This window comes from Pedobacter sp. MC2016-24 (assembly GCF_015223055.1).
Lineage (GTDB): Bacteria > Bacteroidota > Bacteroidia > Sphingobacteriales > Sphingobacteriaceae > Pedobacter.
Window position 1 is genome coordinate 286,503 of the sequence record NZ_JADFBX010000006.1, and the last position, 16,409, is coordinate 302,911.

Here is a 16,409-nt window from a genome sequence, read left to right on the forward strand (position 1 = left end):
CATTTTGTGCAAATAAAGCAGAACTATTTAGCTAAATCATTTATCTTTCGCTCAAGTCCTAAAAATTCCGGACCCATCGACAGTAATAGCTATGAGCGTAAATTTAAATCATACCCAGGAAGAAACGAAGCATCATGATGGCCCATTGAAGGTGCTGGTTGTAGAGAATGACCCGGATATCAGGGATATTCTTCAGTTGTTGTTTACAGATGAAGGATACGAATTCAAGATCTATGAAGATGTAGAAGAAATTATTCCTTGCTTAACCGAATTTAAAGCGGATGTAGTTTTACTGGATTATATGCTGTCTGCAGTTAACGGCGGGGAACTTTGTGGTCAGGTTAAAAGACATCCGGATTTCTGTAAAATACCGGTAATCCTGTACTCTGCTTTTCCTAAAGTATTTCTTTCTTTGGGGGATTACGGGTGTGATCTTTTCATTCCAAAACCTTTCGACCTCAACGAACTGTCAGCTCATATAGAAAGATTAGGTGCCCGTAAATTTGAGCAGGCTTAACCTGTTTTTCAATGATCTATTGAGCCTGACTGCTTTGTGATATCTTTTCAAGACTGCAATACGATTTGCTTAATTTTGAAAACCTAAGAAAAAAGCGTTTATATTTGGGCTCAAAATTTACAATTATACAAGATATATGGCAAAGGCATCTGAAATTAAGGTCGGAAATATTTTACGTTTCAATGGAGAACTGGTAACAGTAATCGAGATTTTACACCGTACACCTGGTAAAGGTGGTGCGTTTTATTTGGGCAAATTTCGTAACATCAGAACAGGCAAAATTGTTGAAGCGCGTTTGGGAACTGACGAGCAGGTTGAGATTTGCCGTGTAGAGACCAATGATTATCAATATTTGTACGAAGAAGGTGATTATTTTGTGGTAATGGATAACGTAAGCTTCGAGCAGTTTAATGTACCAAAAGCATTATTTGGTGCTTCAGCTAAATTTATAAAAGAAGGTATGGATGTTATTGTTTCTTTTGAAAGTGAAGAACCAATTATCGCTCAGGCACCTAATTTTGTGGAACTGATGGTTACATATGCTGAGCCGGCAGTAAAAGGTGATACCTCTTCAGGTGCACTTAAAACGATCAATACAGAAAATGGCGTAGAGTTGAAAGTGCCTTTATTTGTTAACGAAGGTGATAAAATTAAGGTTGATACCCGTACCGGAGAATATGTTGAACGTGTGAAATAAAATTTTATCAGCAATGAGATAGCGGCTTCGAGTAATCTGAGCCGCTTTTTGTTTTTAAGCACAATTGTATTCTCAATAAGGTAATCGCCTTATTTCTTTGTTTCTTTTTTACCTTTAGCTAACTCATATATATATGTATAAAATTTATAGTTTAATTTTGGTAGTGATGTGTAGCTTGTCTCATGCGCAGGCCATGTTGCAAGAGGATGGCAAATCAAGTGGAAATACCTGCGATGGCCCTTACGTTTTTTATAAAGGAGACAGTATTGTTGTTAAACAGATTGAAGTTAGAAACGGACAGGCGGTAGTGGTTACGAATAGTTATCCGGCCAGTGACCGCGCTAAGATCCAATTGAATATCCGTTTTTCCGATCACCCGGAAAAAGATTTTAAAGTCCGCTTACAACCAGAACTAAAAAATGAACCTTGTATATGGCCACAACCCGACAAGCTGCTGGCCATTTCTGATATCGAAGGGGAGTTTGGTGCTTTACGCGATTTGTTATTGGCCAATAAAATCATTGATAAGGATTACAAATGGTTATATGGAAAAGGTCATGTGGTGCTTTGCGGCGATTTATTTGACCGCGGAAAGGATGTGCCTGCAACGATTTGGCTTTTGTATAAGCTGGAGCAGGAGGCAAAACTTAATGGCGGTTACTTTCACATTGTACTGGGTAACCACGATATTATGAATTTAAGTGGGGATTTACGATACCTGCAACCTAAATATAAAGAAAATGCAGCTTTACTTGGCAGGGACTATATGGAACTGTACAATAAAGAAACTGAATTGGGACGTTGGCTGCGTACCAAAAACCTGATCGAAAAAATAGGGGAGAACCTGTGTTTACATGGTGGCGTTTCTCCAGAAATTAATGCTGCGGGCTTGTCTCTGGCAGAGATCAATACCCAATGCCGTCCATTTTATGACCGTGGTAGGAAAGCCGATTTACCAGATAACGAGCTCATCAAAATGTTTTTTTCTGGTAAAACTTCCTTGTTCTGGTTTAGAGGCTATTTCAATGAACCGGTTGTAGATGAAAAGGTGGTTGATGAAACCCTGTCTAAGTACCAGGTAAAACGAATTATTGTAGGTCATACCATTACCAATCATAACATTGGTTTTTATTATCACGGCAAGGTTTTAGGTGTGGATGTAGATCACCACGAAGGAAAGCATGAAGCTGCGCGTTATGAAAACGGGAAATGGTATAAAGTAAATTTGACTGGGAAATTAAACGAAATGACCTGGTAAAATTCTTGATTACTTTTATTTTACAGTGCGTTTACTGTAATAAATATAGTAATATTGGAATATAATGCTTGGAAAACGAATTTATACAGATGAAGAACTGCTATTGTTGATCATTGACAATAATTCATCCGCGTTTGAGCTCATTTTTAACAAGTTTTCAGAAGAATTGCTTCGTTATGTTTACAGAAAATTAAAAAATAAGGAAGAAGCCCAGGACATTGTACAAGATGTTTTTGTGTCTCTGTTTAAAAACCGGGATAAATTAGTCGGCGTTCAAAATCTGTCCTCCTATTTGTACCGGTCTGCATTAAATAAAGTCTTCGATGTGTTTAAACACAAATATGTTGTCAATGAATATATTGCTTTGCAAGGCAATTCAGAAGGACAGTATGCGGCTGAGGGTACTGACTTTTTTATCCGGGAGCAACTGCTTAAAAAGATCATTGACAGCAGTATTGAGAAAATGCCTCCTAAAATGAAGGAGATTTTTTTACTTAAAAAATACGAGTATTTAAGTACCAGGCAGATTGCAGAAAAACTAGGTGTATCTGAGCTCACGGTATCTACACAGCTGAAAAGAGCCACAAAAATACTCCGCTTAAACATCGATAAATTTATCCTGCTGTATTTATTGATGTAAAAAATAAATAAGCTTGTACCCAATTCATTCTGTTCGCTCGTCTTATCATCAAAAGCAACAGTTTGATGAAGCAACAAGACCTAAAAAAGATCTTCAACAATATAAAATCAGGAACGGCCAGTCCCAAAGAAATAGCATCCATGAAGCAATGGCTTCATCAATTTAATCTTGAGGCTGATGTTGATCTTTCTGTAAAAGAGGTTAAACAGATCCAAAGCCAAATCTGGCAAAATATGGCTGCTGAATTGAATATTCAGTCGTCAAAAACCCATATGCACTGGATTCGGTATGCCAGTGCTGCAGCAGCGGTTTTAATAGGGCTGATGTTGTTTTTATTTCACCGGCCAGGCTTTGATAGCCGTCTTAGTTTAAATAACCCAACTGTACGTCAGGATAAATTACCTGGAAGTATCAAAGCGCATGTTACCCTGGCAGATGGTACTTCGATTAACATCGATGAGGCCAATAAGCAGTCTCTTCTAAATACCGCAGGGATTAAAATCAAGAAAGCTAAGGACGGAACCGTAATTTACAAATTGTCTGCCGAAAAACAGGTAAGCAGCAGTGTGAAGTACAGTACAATTTATACGCCGAAGGGTGGGCGGTTTAACCTGGAATTGCCGGATGGTACACTGGTGATGTTGAATGCTTCCTCATCATTCACGTATCCAACAGTTTTTGATGAACAGGAAAGAAGTGTAGAGTTGTCCGGGGAGGCTTTCTTTCATGTCAGCAAACAGCATAAAGCTGGAAAAAACATTCCTTTTTACGTTAAAACCTTACGTCAAAAAATCGAAGTACTGGGTACCCAGTTTAATGTCTCATCTTACGCAGATGACGACTTTACGGCGACAACTTTGCTCGAGGGTAAAGTTCGTGTCAATATGCTGAACGGCGCTGATCTGCGTATACTCGCACCTGGAGAACAATCTGTACTAACCAACAGCAGTAATAGCATCAGAGTGAGCAGGGTCAATGTAGAAAGTACGGTGGCCTGGAAAGATGGTCAGTTTTTATTCGAAGATGCTTACCTGAAAGAAATACTGCTTAGCCTGTCCAGGTGGTATGATGTTAAAGTTAACCTGAACAATTTACCTAAAACCCGCTATACGATTTTCATTTCCAGAGAAAGTAAGCTGTCTTCTGTTTTGAAAATGCTGGATAAGACTGGCGATCTGAAATTCAAACTCATTAACAACACGATAGAAATTAATTAATCAGCCTATGTAGAAATTTAACCCGAACCCAAAATGCTGTTGTCCAGATAACAGCTGTAGAGCAATTCCATAACCTCGGTGAGCTTATCCTCCTAAGCACTGAGATTTAAACCTAAACAAACACTAAAACCACAATTTATGAAGTTTAACTGCCTGTGCAATTTTTTGTACAGATTGAAAGGATATGTAAGCTATTCTAACGATCCGTCATTAAAAATATTAAGAGTTGCGAAGCTAGTCTTATTGATTATTGTCGCACTTTCGTTTCAGCTTTCAGCCAAAAGCTATTCACAAAGCATCACTTTATCTACTAAAAACACCTCCTTAGTATCAGTTTTAAGGGAGATCAGAAAGCAAAGTGGTTACAAATTAATTTACAATACCGATCTATTGGAAAAAGCCCGCCCGGTATCTGTGGTAATCAAAAACGCTTCCATCAACGAGGCTTTAGATAAGGTCATGAATGATCAGCCTATGGATTATGAAATCGAAAATGAAACCATTCTGATACAACCCAAACGGATGCCAATCACTGTTGCTATAAGCCAAAGTGCCCAGCAGGTTGTTACAGGCAAGGTTTTGGATGAGGGTAAATTGCCATTGCCGGGAGCGATTATTCATGAAAAGGATACCCGAAACCAAGCGGTATCCAATGATAAAGGTGAGTTTAAAATCACGGTGTCAAGATCAGGTGCTACCTTAGTCATCAGTTATATCGGCTTTATCGCCCGGGAGATCCCAGCCAGTGGCGCAAATCTGGAAATTGTATTGAAATCGAAAGAAAATAGCCTGAGCCAGGTGGTTATTACAGGATTTCAAAAAGTGGATGCTAAGAAATTTACTGGATCTGTAAGTCAGGTAGATCTGAAAACCATCGACCGCTCTGGTTCTATTGATGTATCCAGGATGCTTCAGGGGGCTGCTGCTGGTGTTAGCGTACAGAATGTTTCGGGAACTTTTGGTGCAACGCCAAAAATCCGTATCCGTGGAAATGCATCCATCAGTGCAAACCAGGAACCGCTATATGTGGTAAATGGCGTGCCGATTACTACACCTTCAAGTGTGAATGTGAGTCAGCTTTATTCCGGGGATCCGGCAAGTTTACTTGGATCTGCAATTGCAGGCTTAAATGCACAGGATATTGAAGATATCGTCATTTTAAAGGATGGTTCTGCCACCTCTCTTTATGGAACAAGGGCTGCAAATGGGGTGATCTCTATTACCACCAAATCAGGTAAAAAAAATCAACGCAACATCAATTACAGTACGGCCTTGTCTTACGGCATCAAGCCAAAGATCAAGAATTATAATGTCATGGATTCTTATCAGGAGATGGATTTTTATAATGAGCTTTACAGCAGGGGATACTTTGCCAATTCCAATTGGCCGGCTACCACAGGTGCATTTACAGAAACTTACCGCCAGTATGCATTGCGGGAGATCAACCTGGATCAGGCTTACACTGAACTGGACCGATCCGCCAAGGCAAATACAGACTGGTTTGATGTTTTGTTTAAAAACAACCTGGTTCAGGAACATAACCTCTCGTTTTCTGGTGGTGGTGAGAAAAATACTTATTATTTATCAGGTAGCTACGCAAATGACAATGGTCAGGCAATGGGTTTCAATATGGATCGGTTTACCACAGATTTCAGGTCTGTCTTTAACCTGACCCCGAAAATTGATCTGGATTTGGACCTGAACTGGAACATGCGCCATCAGGCTACGCCAGGTACTTTAAATAGTGAAACCTCTTATTCGGAGGTCAACCGTGCATTTGAAATTAACCCAACGCTATATGCAATGAATACCAGTAGGTCTATGTATCCCTATAATCCGGATGGATCGTATAAGTATTACCTCAACAATTATGCTCCTTTCAATATCATAGAAGAGCTGAATGAAAATTTTACCAAACTGAAAGTCCAGACTGTGCAATTGATGGTTAAGCCTACAGTTAAGATTTTTCCATTTTTAACCTACCAGGGAACACTTTCCGTTCGGAAATCCAGTGTGGGTTATGATCATATCATGACCGAACGTTCCAATTTAGCCAATGCTTACCGGGTTGACTACAATGATGTATTGAGAACTGCAAATACGCTGCTATACAAAGACCCTACAGATCCTTTGTCTGTACCGGAAAGTATATTGCCCAAAGGTGGATTTATCTATGCCAGGAATAATACCAATGATTATTATTTCATCAGGAATATGTTGAGCTTCAACAAAACCTGGACTAAACATTCCCTGAATGCCGCTGGAGGTATGGATGTGAGCAGCGACCGCACAGACTATAAATATACTAAAGGGATAGGCTATATGTATTACGGTGGAAAAATCATTTCACCAAGCACACTTGCTTATAAGCAATCCGTCCAAAAAGATGACCGGCTGTATATCGAGTCTTTTGTCAATAAAACTATGGTGGGGTATTATTCCAACTTTCAGTATTCTTACCTCAACAGGTACAATATGGAAGGCGGTATGCGTTTAGACGCCAGTAACATGTTTGGAAAACTGAACCGTTCTAAATTTTTACCAAGTTATAACCTGGGCTTATCCTGGAACGTGGATCGGGAACCGATTCTGATTGCCTTAAATTCGGCACAGAAAATAGATTATCTGAAACTGAGGGCCAGTTATGCCTTAAGGGGAAATGCCTTTGAGGGCTCGCCTACAAGGAATGCATTATACATTAACAAAACCAGATTGGATGAAGAGAACAGTGAGGTTGGGATTAATGTATCTTCTCCGGAACTCTTTAACCTGAACTGGGAAAAGGATTACATCAGTAATTTCGGTGTTGATTTAGGTTTATTTGGCCGATTGAGCCTTACAGCCGAATACTATTCACGTAAAAATAAAAACCTGGTAAATACAGTGAATGTGGCCCAGGAAGAAGGCTTTACAACCAAGACCATCAACTTTGCCAGCATGACCAATAAAGGGGTGGATCTGATGTTGGGAATGAAAGACATTTTAAACCAACGGAACCTGAAATGGGATGTCAATTTCATTTACGGCTATACGAAGAACAAGGTGGAAAAAGGCGAATTGGAATCGGCATTATTGTCCCAGATTACCCGTTCTACAGGATACCCGCTTAACGGTTATCCGTTGGAAGGCATTTATGCCTATCGTTTTAATGGTTTGAACCAGGATGGCAGACCAACCTTTTTAAGAGGCGATCAGGTGATGAACGGCATCATTACTTCTGAAAAAGACCGGTCACTTGTCGAGTTTTTGGGAACCAGACAACCAACAACCACAGGTTCTGTTTCCAGCAATATTTCTTATAAAGGTTTTGACTTCAGGGTATTCCTGACTTATGCAACGGGTCACAAAGTATTTATGAGCCCGATTGCGCAGCGTTCTTATGTAGATAACATGTCTACTTCCGGCGATTTGGCGTACCGCTGGGGTGCATCTGGTGATGAGAATTTTACCAATATCCCAGGCCTGCTGAGCAGCATTCAGCGAACTTACCTGGCTACAGTTTCAAACATGGACGAAATCGCTTATAACAGAAGTGATTTCAGGGTGGCAAGTGGAAATAACCTGCGCTTAAGTGAGCTCATGTTCTCTTACGATTTCGATAAAAAGTTTTTACGCAAACTGGAAGCTGTTAAAAATGTAAGGTTAACCTTATCAGCAAATAATGTGTATTACTGGGCGAGTAAAAAGTTAAGAGGGGTAGACCCGGATTTACTACTGGCTGGTGGTGTTGCCTTACCTAACCCAAGATCATATTCACTAAGACTATCTGTTGGCCTATAATTTAATTGACTATGAAACTGAAATATATATATATCGCAATAACTGCAACGGTGTTGTTTACATCTTGTAAAAAATTAATTGATCAGCCTTACGATAACCGGTTGGAATTAAAGGCGGCTGCCGATTACGAAGGTTTGGTGATTCAGGCCTATCCTGAGCGGCAGGATATGTTTACGGATATACTCACTGATGACTATCATCATTATGCCGGCACCATGCAAGCCAGTATGGGACCAAGGTATTTACCGATTTTCATGTATAAAGACGATTATCAGGAAGGTACAGCTGCTTCACCTCAACCGGCTTATGCCCATTACTACAGTAAAATATACCTGGTCAATAATGTCATTGACGAAGTGATGAAAGGCACAGGTGATGAGACATATAAAAAGGCAATCCGGGGCGAAGCACTGATGATCAGGGCATATTGTTACTTTAGCCTGGTCAATTTGTTTGGAATGCATTACAATCCCGCAACCTCTGCTACCGATTTGGGGGTACCCTTGCTGACAGAAGTCGCGACTGCCAACCGGCCAACTTTCCCCAGAAGTACGGTAAAGGAGATTTACGATCAGATTGACAAGGACATTACTGAAGGTTTAAGTTTGATGAAAGCAGGTTCTGCTTTTTTGAGAACCAATCCGTATCGCTTTAGCTTAATCAGTGCCAATGCATTTATTGCCCGGGTAAACCTGTATAAAGGTAACTGGGAAGAGACTGTTAAATATGCCAATCAGGTTGTGCAGGAAAAAGGCATTGTGGTTCGCGACCTGGATAAAGACATCACCATCCTGACTACAACATCTATTGCCAACTTTGCCCTTCAGTATATGGATCCTTCTACGCATCCTAATATTTTACTGGCCAGTCAGACCAATGTGTTCCTGGTTACTCCTGTGGGCTTTAGGCTGGGTGGTTTTTATCCTGCATTAATTTACACTTACGGCACTTCGATGTTTACCAATACCGACAACCGGAGAAGATTAATCTCTACAGGTGGAACAGTAATCGACAGTGTTTCTGTATACGTAAAATATGCGCCACAACCCAATCAACCCGGTGTTGGTGTCGGCCGATACGATTGTTTCACTATGGAAGAAGTTTTGTTAAATCGTGCAGAAGCCAATCTCAAAAAAGCCAATCCGGATATTGCTGCAGCGATGCGGGACGTTGAAGAGATCAGAAAGAAGCGCTTTACTTCCTATGCGCCTTTAAGTACCACTGGATTGACTGTTGATCAGGCGCTCACACTGGTTTTACGAGAACGCAGACTGGAGTTACTGGGACAAGGCCTGCGATGGTATGATGTGAAACGTCTGGGTATACAGGTAGAACACCGTTTGATAAGATATGCAGCATCAACAGGTACGATTCTGGTTCCAAATGATAAACGGACAGCTTTACAGATCCCCCTGACTGCAAGGATTGGCAATCCGGCCCTGGAAAATCAATTAAATCCAAGATAAATTTAAATATGACTATGATGAAAAAGCTAATGATAATGGCCACCGTAGCCCTTTTTATAGGTGGTGTTTTTGGATGTAAAAAAGGAAATCCTACAGGAGAGTTTCAGGCTAATGTTGATTATTTTGAGGTTCGGGACAAGCCTAAATACCTGTGGAACGAACTGGATTATTTATGTGATTCGATCCATAAAGAATATGGGGTGAAAGTGATTTATGAATACAATCAGCGGACGATTGCGGGAACGACATTTTTTGTTCCGGCAGATTATACAAAAGCGCTGGCTTATACCCGCATTATGATCAAAGGCTTTTGGTTGAAGCCTTTGAAAGAGAATTTTCCGCAATATTTTACCAAGGAAACGCCGATAGAATTTATCGAAGTTGGAGGCTTTATTCATTTCAATGACATTACCAGTGCCGGAGCGGCGGCCGGAGCAGGTTTAAATGCCCAGTTTTACAGGCTTGGAATGGGAGGGGTTAACAATTTTAATAAAAATGATAAGGCCTGGTTATTTGATCATATTGTGACTTTATATCACGAGCATGCACATGAACAGGATCATAAATACGGCCGCGGAGAATTGTACGATCGGGTGTCGCTTGGTGATTATTATGGACTTAGTTATACCTCCAGATCAGTAGCGCAGTCCAATTTGGACGGTTTCTTTAAGCCGTATGGAGGTTATGCACCTGAAGAAGACTTTGCAACATCTGTAGAAAGTATGGCCCGGTTTACTAAAGCAGAGGTCGATCTGATGACCAGTAAAAATCCTAAGCTGGCTACCAAATACAGGATGGTATACAAGTATTATCTGGACAAGGGAATGGACTTGCATAAGTTACATGATGTACTCGATTCTGTAGTGTATAAAACTGTTTATTAATCATTTAATTGTTATGAAGATGAAAAGAAATTTAATCATACTCTACTGTATCCTCATGGTTTCTGGTTTGGCTTCCTGCGAAAAGGATGTCATTACCAACGCTGCTATGGACAGTAAAAACAGAACGGTAGAAAATACAAAGGCACTGAAAAATGTACTTCAAAACGCACCAAATGGTTGGGTAATGATGGTGAAAAGTAGTTTGAGTGCGAATGCGTATACGCCGATCGTGATGAAGTTTGACACCACTAAAAATATCGTGGACGTGAAAACGGTATACGGCATCACGGATCCAAATCCTTCATTTTTTGAAATTGATTCCGGCACAGGCAGTTTGCTGCTTACCTTTTCAACGAGTTCTATCATGACTTCTTTATTCAGGATAGGGGCAACGGCTTCTGATGTGACAGATCACATCTACAAAGTGATGAAGATTAGCGACGATAGTATTGAGATTCAAGGTTACCGCAGTGGGGCCGTTTACAAACCTGAAGGTGGTGTGACCTATAAGCTGTTTAAAAGACCCGCCAATTGGGATTGGGCAAACGCAGCCATCAGTTTGGATTTCAGCAATGCAACCTGGAGAAACGGCATCATCAACAGAGATGGTACTTTTGAATTCGAGTATATGGACGGTACACCGAAATTGACTTTAAAAGTGAAATTGGGTGTTTGGAGCGATGCCAGTATCACCAGTTATAGAACAAGAGATCCTTTTGTGACCAACGTTTCTGCAAAAGGTTTCTTGCCCATGTATCCTATTGTTTTTGATCATACTTTGCCAACCAGCAATACGTACAATACGACTACCGATAGGTTGTCTCCGTTAATCGGTCACAATGCGATTGCTTATTATCCATTTACTTTTAATGCGCAAACGAATGCAAATACCATTGCTTTCGCAAGCAAGATCAAATCTCAATATTTGGTGCTTACTGGCATGACCAGAAGTGATGCTACGGCTACGGCAGCAATTGACCTGAACTTTGTTGCCTACGATAAAACAGGTGAAATATATTTGAAAGCCAAGTATAGCTTAAGATAAAATTAATCGGTAAATTGAAAAGCCATAAGTTTTAGCCTCAGGTCAAAACTTATGGCTTTTTTTATTGTATTAATACATTATAACATACTTATGAATAAAGAAATTGCATCCTATCTGGCTAATCCGGGAAAGGAATTCTCCCTTAAAGACTACAGTACCAGTTATCATGGTGACATGGATAAAGAAGCCGGAGAGGCCGGCTTAGACGAGATTAAAGAAGAATTGGCCAAGTACCAGGAAACATTGTATGCTGCAGATTCTAATTCTGTGCTCATCCTTTTTCAGGCCATGGACGCTGCGGGCAAAGACAGCGCCATCCAGCATGTGATGTCTGGTTTAAATCCACAAGGTTGCCAGGTATACAGTTTCAAGAGTCCGACATCAAAGGAATACCAGCATGATTTTTTATGGCGCCATTACCTGGCATTACCAGAGCGGGGAAGAATCGGGATCCATAACCGATCTCATTATGAGAATGTATTGGTCTGTAAAGTACATCCGGAGTATATCTTAAACGAAAAGATCCCAGGTTACGAGGACGTAAAGAAAATAGACAAATCATTTTGGAACAAACGTTACGAAAGCATCCGTAATTTTGAAAGGCACCTGAGCGACAATGGCACGGTAATCATCAAGATTTTTCTATACGTTTCTAAAGAAGAGCAAAAGCAACGGTTTTTAGACCGGATCAATGATCCGGCAAAGAACTGGAAATTTTCTTCAGCAGACATTGCAGAGCGGGGTTTGTGGAAAGATTACATGAAGGCCTATGAGGAAGCCATTCAGGAAACCTCTACAGAAAAGGCACCCTGGTATGTGATTCCAGCAGATAAGAAATGGTATGCGAGATTGGTGATTAGCAAGATTTTAGCGGATACTTTTAAAAAACTGGATCTTAAATATCCGGTTTTGGTGAAAGAAGAAGCCAAAAAGCTGGATGATATTAAAAGCCAGCTGGAAGGTGAGGAATAGGTAATTCTAATAAAAAAAGCATTTCTAATTTTAATGCGAATATATTTGCAAAAGCCCTGGCGACACGGATTGTGGCTTAGACAGGGCTTTTGTAAATGATGCTGAAAGAAGAAATTCAAAAGAAAATAGATTTTAAAACGAAACCACAAGGTGCTTTAGGCATACTGGAGGAATTGGCTTTACAGATTTGCCTGGTTCAGGATACTTTATCGCCGGTATTGAATAAACCGGAAATATTGGTCTTTGCTGCCGATCATGGTGCTGCATCGGCCGGTATTAGCGCTTATCCGGCAGCTGTTACTGCCCAGATGGTGCTCAATTTCCTATCCGGGGGGGCTGCAATTAATGTATTCTGTAAGCAACATGGCATTTCTTTGCGTGTGGTTGATGCCGGGGTGAACTATGATTTTCCAGAAAGCGATAGGCTTATTGACGCAAAAGTTGCAAAAGGAACCCAAAATTACCTGGTTGCAGAAGCCATCTCGGCTGCGGAGTTGTCGCAGTGTTTTAACCGTGCAGAACATATCGTTGATGCTGTTTATCAGGGTGGCTGTAACATCATTGGCTTCGGAGAGATGGGAATTGGCAATACCTCTTCTGCCAGTTTGCTCATGAGTTACCTGTGTGAGCTTCCGCTGGAAGAGTGTGTTGGCCGGGGAACCGGTCTTAACGACGAACAATTGGCTCATAAAATGACCTTGTTAAAGTCAGCCCAGGAACACCATGGCGAACCTTCGGGCCTGATGCAGGCCCTGCAGTTTTATGGTGGTTTTGAGATTGCCCAGATCTGTGCTGCGATGTTGAAAGCCTATGAAAACAACATGCTGATTATGGTTGATGGCTTCATTGCCAGTGTTGCTTTTTTGTGCGCCCATCGTTTAAATCCTAAGGTTATTGACAATGCTATCTTTTGTCACGAAAGCAATGAAAAGGGACATCAACTCTTGTTGAAGCACCTGGACGTAAAACCCATTCTTGGTCTGGGAATGCGACTTGGGGAAGGTACCGGCTGCGCTTTAGCCTATCCGCTAATTCACAGCGCTGTTCTTTTCATGAATGAAATGGCTAGTTTCGACAGCGCGGGCGTATCTAATAAAACGGCTTGATGAAATACGAAATCAAAATATTCTTTACAGCAATGATGTTTTATACCCGCATTCCATGTCCCTCATGGGTTGACCATTCTGAGGAGTACCTGAACAAGGCAACACGTTATTTTCCTTTGATTGGATGGATTGCCGGTGGATTATCTGCTTTAATCTTATATGGACTTCATTTTGTTTTTCCTGCTTCGGTATGTGTGGTGGTTGCACTGGCAGCTGGTGTACTTTTAACTGGGGCCTTTCATGAAGATGGCTTTGCCGACGTTTGTGACGGTTTTGGAGGTGGCTGGACTTCATCACGTATTCTGGAAATCATGAAAGACAGCCGCGTAGGCGCTTATGGGGTAATTGGGGTGATCTTATTGTTTGCCTTGAAAATTTTTGCATCCATTGCATTGATGGAGCTCGATCTATGGTTTTGCATCAAATCTATTGTATTGGCGCATGTGCTGAGCAGGTTTATCCCTGTAACCATCATATATACACATGAGTACGCGCGTGAAGACGCAAGTAGTAAGGTTAAGCCGATTGCCAAGAAGCTTTCCGTTAAAGATTTTATCATCAGTGCCATCTGGCTGATTCCTGTTTTTTTATGGTTCAACAACTGGCTCATGCTGTTGGTGTTTATTCCTGCTTATCTGACAAAGCTTTATCTGGCTTCTTATTTTAAAAAATGGATTGGTGGGTATACTGGAGATTGTTTGGGGGCCACACAACAAATCGTTTACGTCATTACCATTTTATTTGCCTTGGGTATATGGAAATATATTTAATCAGACATACCAGCCCTTGTATTGAAAAGGGACTTTGTTACGGACAATCGGATATCCCATTAAATACAGATCTTTTTGAGGCGGAATATGAAGCAGTCAGAGCAAAATTGCCGCTGGATATTCAGCATTTTTACAGCAGCCCCTTAATCAGGTGCGCAACGTTGGGGAGCAAATTTACCGGTGCTGTTTCTTTTGATGAGCGGTTGAAGGAGCTTGATTTTGGCGACTGGGAGCTGCAGCCCTGGTCCGGAATTGATGCAAATGAACTTACACTCTGGATGTCGGATTTTGTGAATCAACCAGCTTTAAACGGGGAAAGCTATATCCAGTTGCACCAGCGTACAGAAAGCTTTATTACTGACCTTTTAAACCAGGATTACATTCGGGTTGGCCTGGTTACCCATGCCGGAAATATCCGTAGTTTTATCAGCTGGGTGCTGGGTTTGCCATTGTCAAATTCTTTCCGGATTGCTTTAAGTTATGGTGTCGTCGTTAAAATTGTATTGAATAAGGACACGCAATTGAATCAGCTTTTGAGCATCATTTAGCTTGCTGTGCTTTTTCATAAGCATAGATCATCCGACCCAGATTTTTCATGAAGGGAAAACACACAGTATCATACTCGTACTTGCCATCATTGTAAATGCCATCTTCATTGGATTGTACTACAGCACTGAGAAAAAACTCGATCTTGTTCTTTTCGTCTTTGAAATAAGCATTGTCAATGATGTATCCATATGAATCGCCATATTTATTGAATATTTTTAGATCGGGGTTGAGTTTAACTTCCTTTTCTCTGCCATAATATAACATTTTTGCGTAAGTGGGCCAAAACTCCTTCGGATTGTAAGCCGGATAGTCGCTCTGGCCGGGCAACATATGCATATAAGTATAAATCAATTCGTAATCCGATGGTGTCAGGTTGAAGCGTTCAACGGCGGGAAATGCATTGGGGTACATCAATCTTTTCATCATCGACTGTTGGTTTTTCAGGCCGAAAGCATTTTTATTGGATAAGTCAAATGGTTTATTGACCAATTTTTCCGTACTGTCGATATATCCGGCACCCATGGTAGTGCCTTTCAAGGGGAGGGGATATTCTTTTGGGTCATATTGAGCTTCTTGTGTATAAATAAGCTGCGTTCCATTATAAAACCGAACCGGATTGGTGTGTTTTGCCGGTTCTCCAGAATCGCCTATGGCCAGTCGGTTAAGAATGCGGCTGTCGTTAAAACCATATTTCTGAAGTTTTTGATTGATTTCGGCACGTCCAATGAATTCATAAAGCCTGTTGAAGGCATCATTATCGCTGGTCAGCAGAATTTTTTTAATATAATGGGCGATAGAAGGTAGGCCGTTTTTTGCGGTACTGTCCCGTTCAACTTTGGTTTGGCCGGCATAAGCGCTATCGGTAATCATGGTGCTTTCGGCATTAAGTCCCTGAATTTTCAATTGATTGATTTTTTCCAATGCAAAAATTACGGCTGCAAGTTTTACAGTGCTGGCGGGATAAAAATATTGCTGTGGATCCAGATGATAGCTATAGGTCCTGAAAAGAGGGGGCAGGTTTTTGTTATGGATAACCTGGGTATAAAGAATTTGTACCTGGTTGTTTTTGGGGTGGTTTAAAATTCCATTAAACTGATCCGGATGCTGACGCATGAGCTTTTCAATAAGTGTCGTATCCGTAGTCTGGGCCATGCTATTGATGCTGAGTATCATGGATAAGAGGAAGGTAATTTTTTTCATAATCTAACCTGCTAAGGGTTAACTGGCACAGCAGGTTTCAGGTAAATATAGACATTTGAATTTTATTGTTTGTCGTTCGCTGGATATTTGAGTACCTTTGCAGCGCTTTTGGTTTTCGGTGTGTAACCGAAATTAAAAGGGAATACGGTGTGATTCCGTAACTGTCCCGCAGCTGTAAGCTCTATTGAAGTTTTGAACACCAAAGTCCACTGTTCGGTTTTACCGAAATGGGAAGGACGTTCAGGAACAGAGTAAGTCAGAAGACCTGCCAATGTGCATTTAATACACGGCTTTCGAGGAAAAAAGCT

Annotated in this window: 14 protein-coding genes and 1 riboswitch; of the genes, 13 read left to right on the plus strand and 1 reads right to left on the minus strand. The window is 40.9% G+C overall.

Annotation, left to right across the window (positions count from 1 at the left end):
- The first annotated feature begins 91 nt into the window (after positions 1–91).
- The 13 genes from IM797_RS16655 (at position 92) to cobC (ending at position 14,900) form a co-directional block, all read left to right on the plus strand.
- Positions 92–517, plus strand: a complete 426-nt coding sequence (locus IM797_RS16655; protein ID WP_194128281.1) for a PleD family two-component system response regulator — start codon at positions 92–94, stop codon at positions 515–517.
- A gap of 136 nt (positions 518–653) precedes the next feature.
- Complete coding sequence (efp, locus tag IM797_RS16660) at positions 654–1,214, plus strand: elongation factor P (protein ID WP_194128282.1); 561 nt, start codon at positions 654–656, stop codon at positions 1,212–1,214.
- Between the two features lie 133 nt (positions 1,215–1,347).
- Entirely contained in the window at positions 1,348–2,472 is a 1,125-nt protein-coding gene (locus tag IM797_RS16665) for a metallophosphoesterase (protein WP_194128283.1), read from the plus strand.
- A 64-nt stretch (positions 2,473–2,536) separates the two neighbouring features.
- On the plus strand, positions 2,537–3,112 hold the full coding sequence (locus IM797_RS16670) for an RNA polymerase sigma factor (protein WP_194128284.1): 576 nt from the start codon (positions 2,537–2,539) through the stop codon (positions 3,110–3,112).
- A gap of 65 nt (positions 3,113–3,177) precedes the next feature.
- Positions 3,178–4,329 (plus strand): FecR family protein, encoded by a 1,152-nt coding sequence (locus IM797_RS16675; protein ID WP_194128285.1) that lies wholly within the window; start codon positions 3,178–3,180, stop codon positions 4,327–4,329.
- A gap of 138 nt (positions 4,330–4,467) precedes the next feature.
- Positions 4,468–8,109 (plus strand): SusC/RagA family TonB-linked outer membrane protein, encoded by a 3,642-nt coding sequence (locus IM797_RS16680; protein WP_194128286.1) that lies wholly within the window; start codon positions 4,468–4,470, stop codon positions 8,107–8,109.
- 11 nt (positions 8,110–8,120) lie between these two features.
- The gene (locus IM797_RS16685; RefSeq protein WP_194128287.1) at positions 8,121–9,575 is read left to right on the plus strand and encodes a RagB/SusD family nutrient uptake outer membrane protein; all 1,455 of its coding nucleotides are present in this window, start codon (positions 8,121–8,123) and stop codon (positions 9,573–9,575) included.
- A 14-nt stretch (positions 9,576–9,589) separates the two neighbouring features.
- Positions 9,590–10,459: a putative zinc-binding metallopeptidase gene (locus IM797_RS16690; protein ID WP_228098908.1), complete on the plus strand. Its 870-nt coding sequence runs from the start codon at positions 9,590–9,592 to the stop codon at positions 10,457–10,459.
- A 19-nt stretch (positions 10,460–10,478) separates the two neighbouring features.
- Positions 10,479–11,504, plus strand: a complete 1,026-nt coding sequence (locus tag IM797_RS16695; protein WP_194128288.1) for a DUF4302 domain-containing protein — start codon at positions 10,479–10,481, stop codon at positions 11,502–11,504.
- A 90-nt stretch (positions 11,505–11,594) separates the two neighbouring features.
- Positions 11,595–12,476, plus strand: a complete 882-nt coding sequence (locus IM797_RS16700) for a polyphosphate kinase 2 family protein (RefSeq protein WP_194128289.1) — start codon at positions 11,595–11,597, stop codon at positions 12,474–12,476.
- A 95-nt stretch (positions 12,477–12,571) separates the two neighbouring features.
- The gene (cobT, locus tag IM797_RS16705) at positions 12,572–13,582 is read left to right on the plus strand and encodes a nicotinate-nucleotide--dimethylbenzimidazole phosphoribosyltransferase (protein ID WP_194128290.1); all 1,011 of its coding nucleotides are present in this window, start codon (positions 12,572–12,574) and stop codon (positions 13,580–13,582) included.
- Complete coding sequence (locus tag IM797_RS16710) at positions 13,582–14,352, plus strand: adenosylcobinamide-GDP ribazoletransferase (RefSeq protein ID WP_194128291.1); 771 nt, start codon at positions 13,582–13,584, stop codon at positions 14,350–14,352. Before cobT ends, IM797_RS16710 begins: the two co-directional genes overlap by 1 nt.
- Positions 14,337–14,900, plus strand: coding sequence for an alpha-ribazole phosphatase family protein (gene cobC, locus IM797_RS16715; RefSeq protein WP_194128292.1), 564 nt, complete (start codon positions 14,337–14,339; stop codon positions 14,898–14,900). Before IM797_RS16710 ends, cobC begins: the two co-directional genes overlap by 16 nt.
- Here cobC and IM797_RS16720 read toward each other — a convergent pair.
- On the minus strand, positions 14,893–16,101 hold the full coding sequence (locus tag IM797_RS16720; protein WP_228098909.1) for a serine hydrolase: 1,209 nt from the start codon (positions 16,099–16,101) through the stop codon (positions 14,893–14,895). The two genes, cobC and IM797_RS16720, sit on opposite strands and share 8 nt — an antisense overlap.
- Before the next feature lie 92 nt (positions 16,102–16,193).
- Positions 16,194–16,389, plus strand: a riboswitch (cobalamin riboswitch).
- The last annotated feature ends 20 nt before the right edge of the window (positions 16,390–16,409 follow it).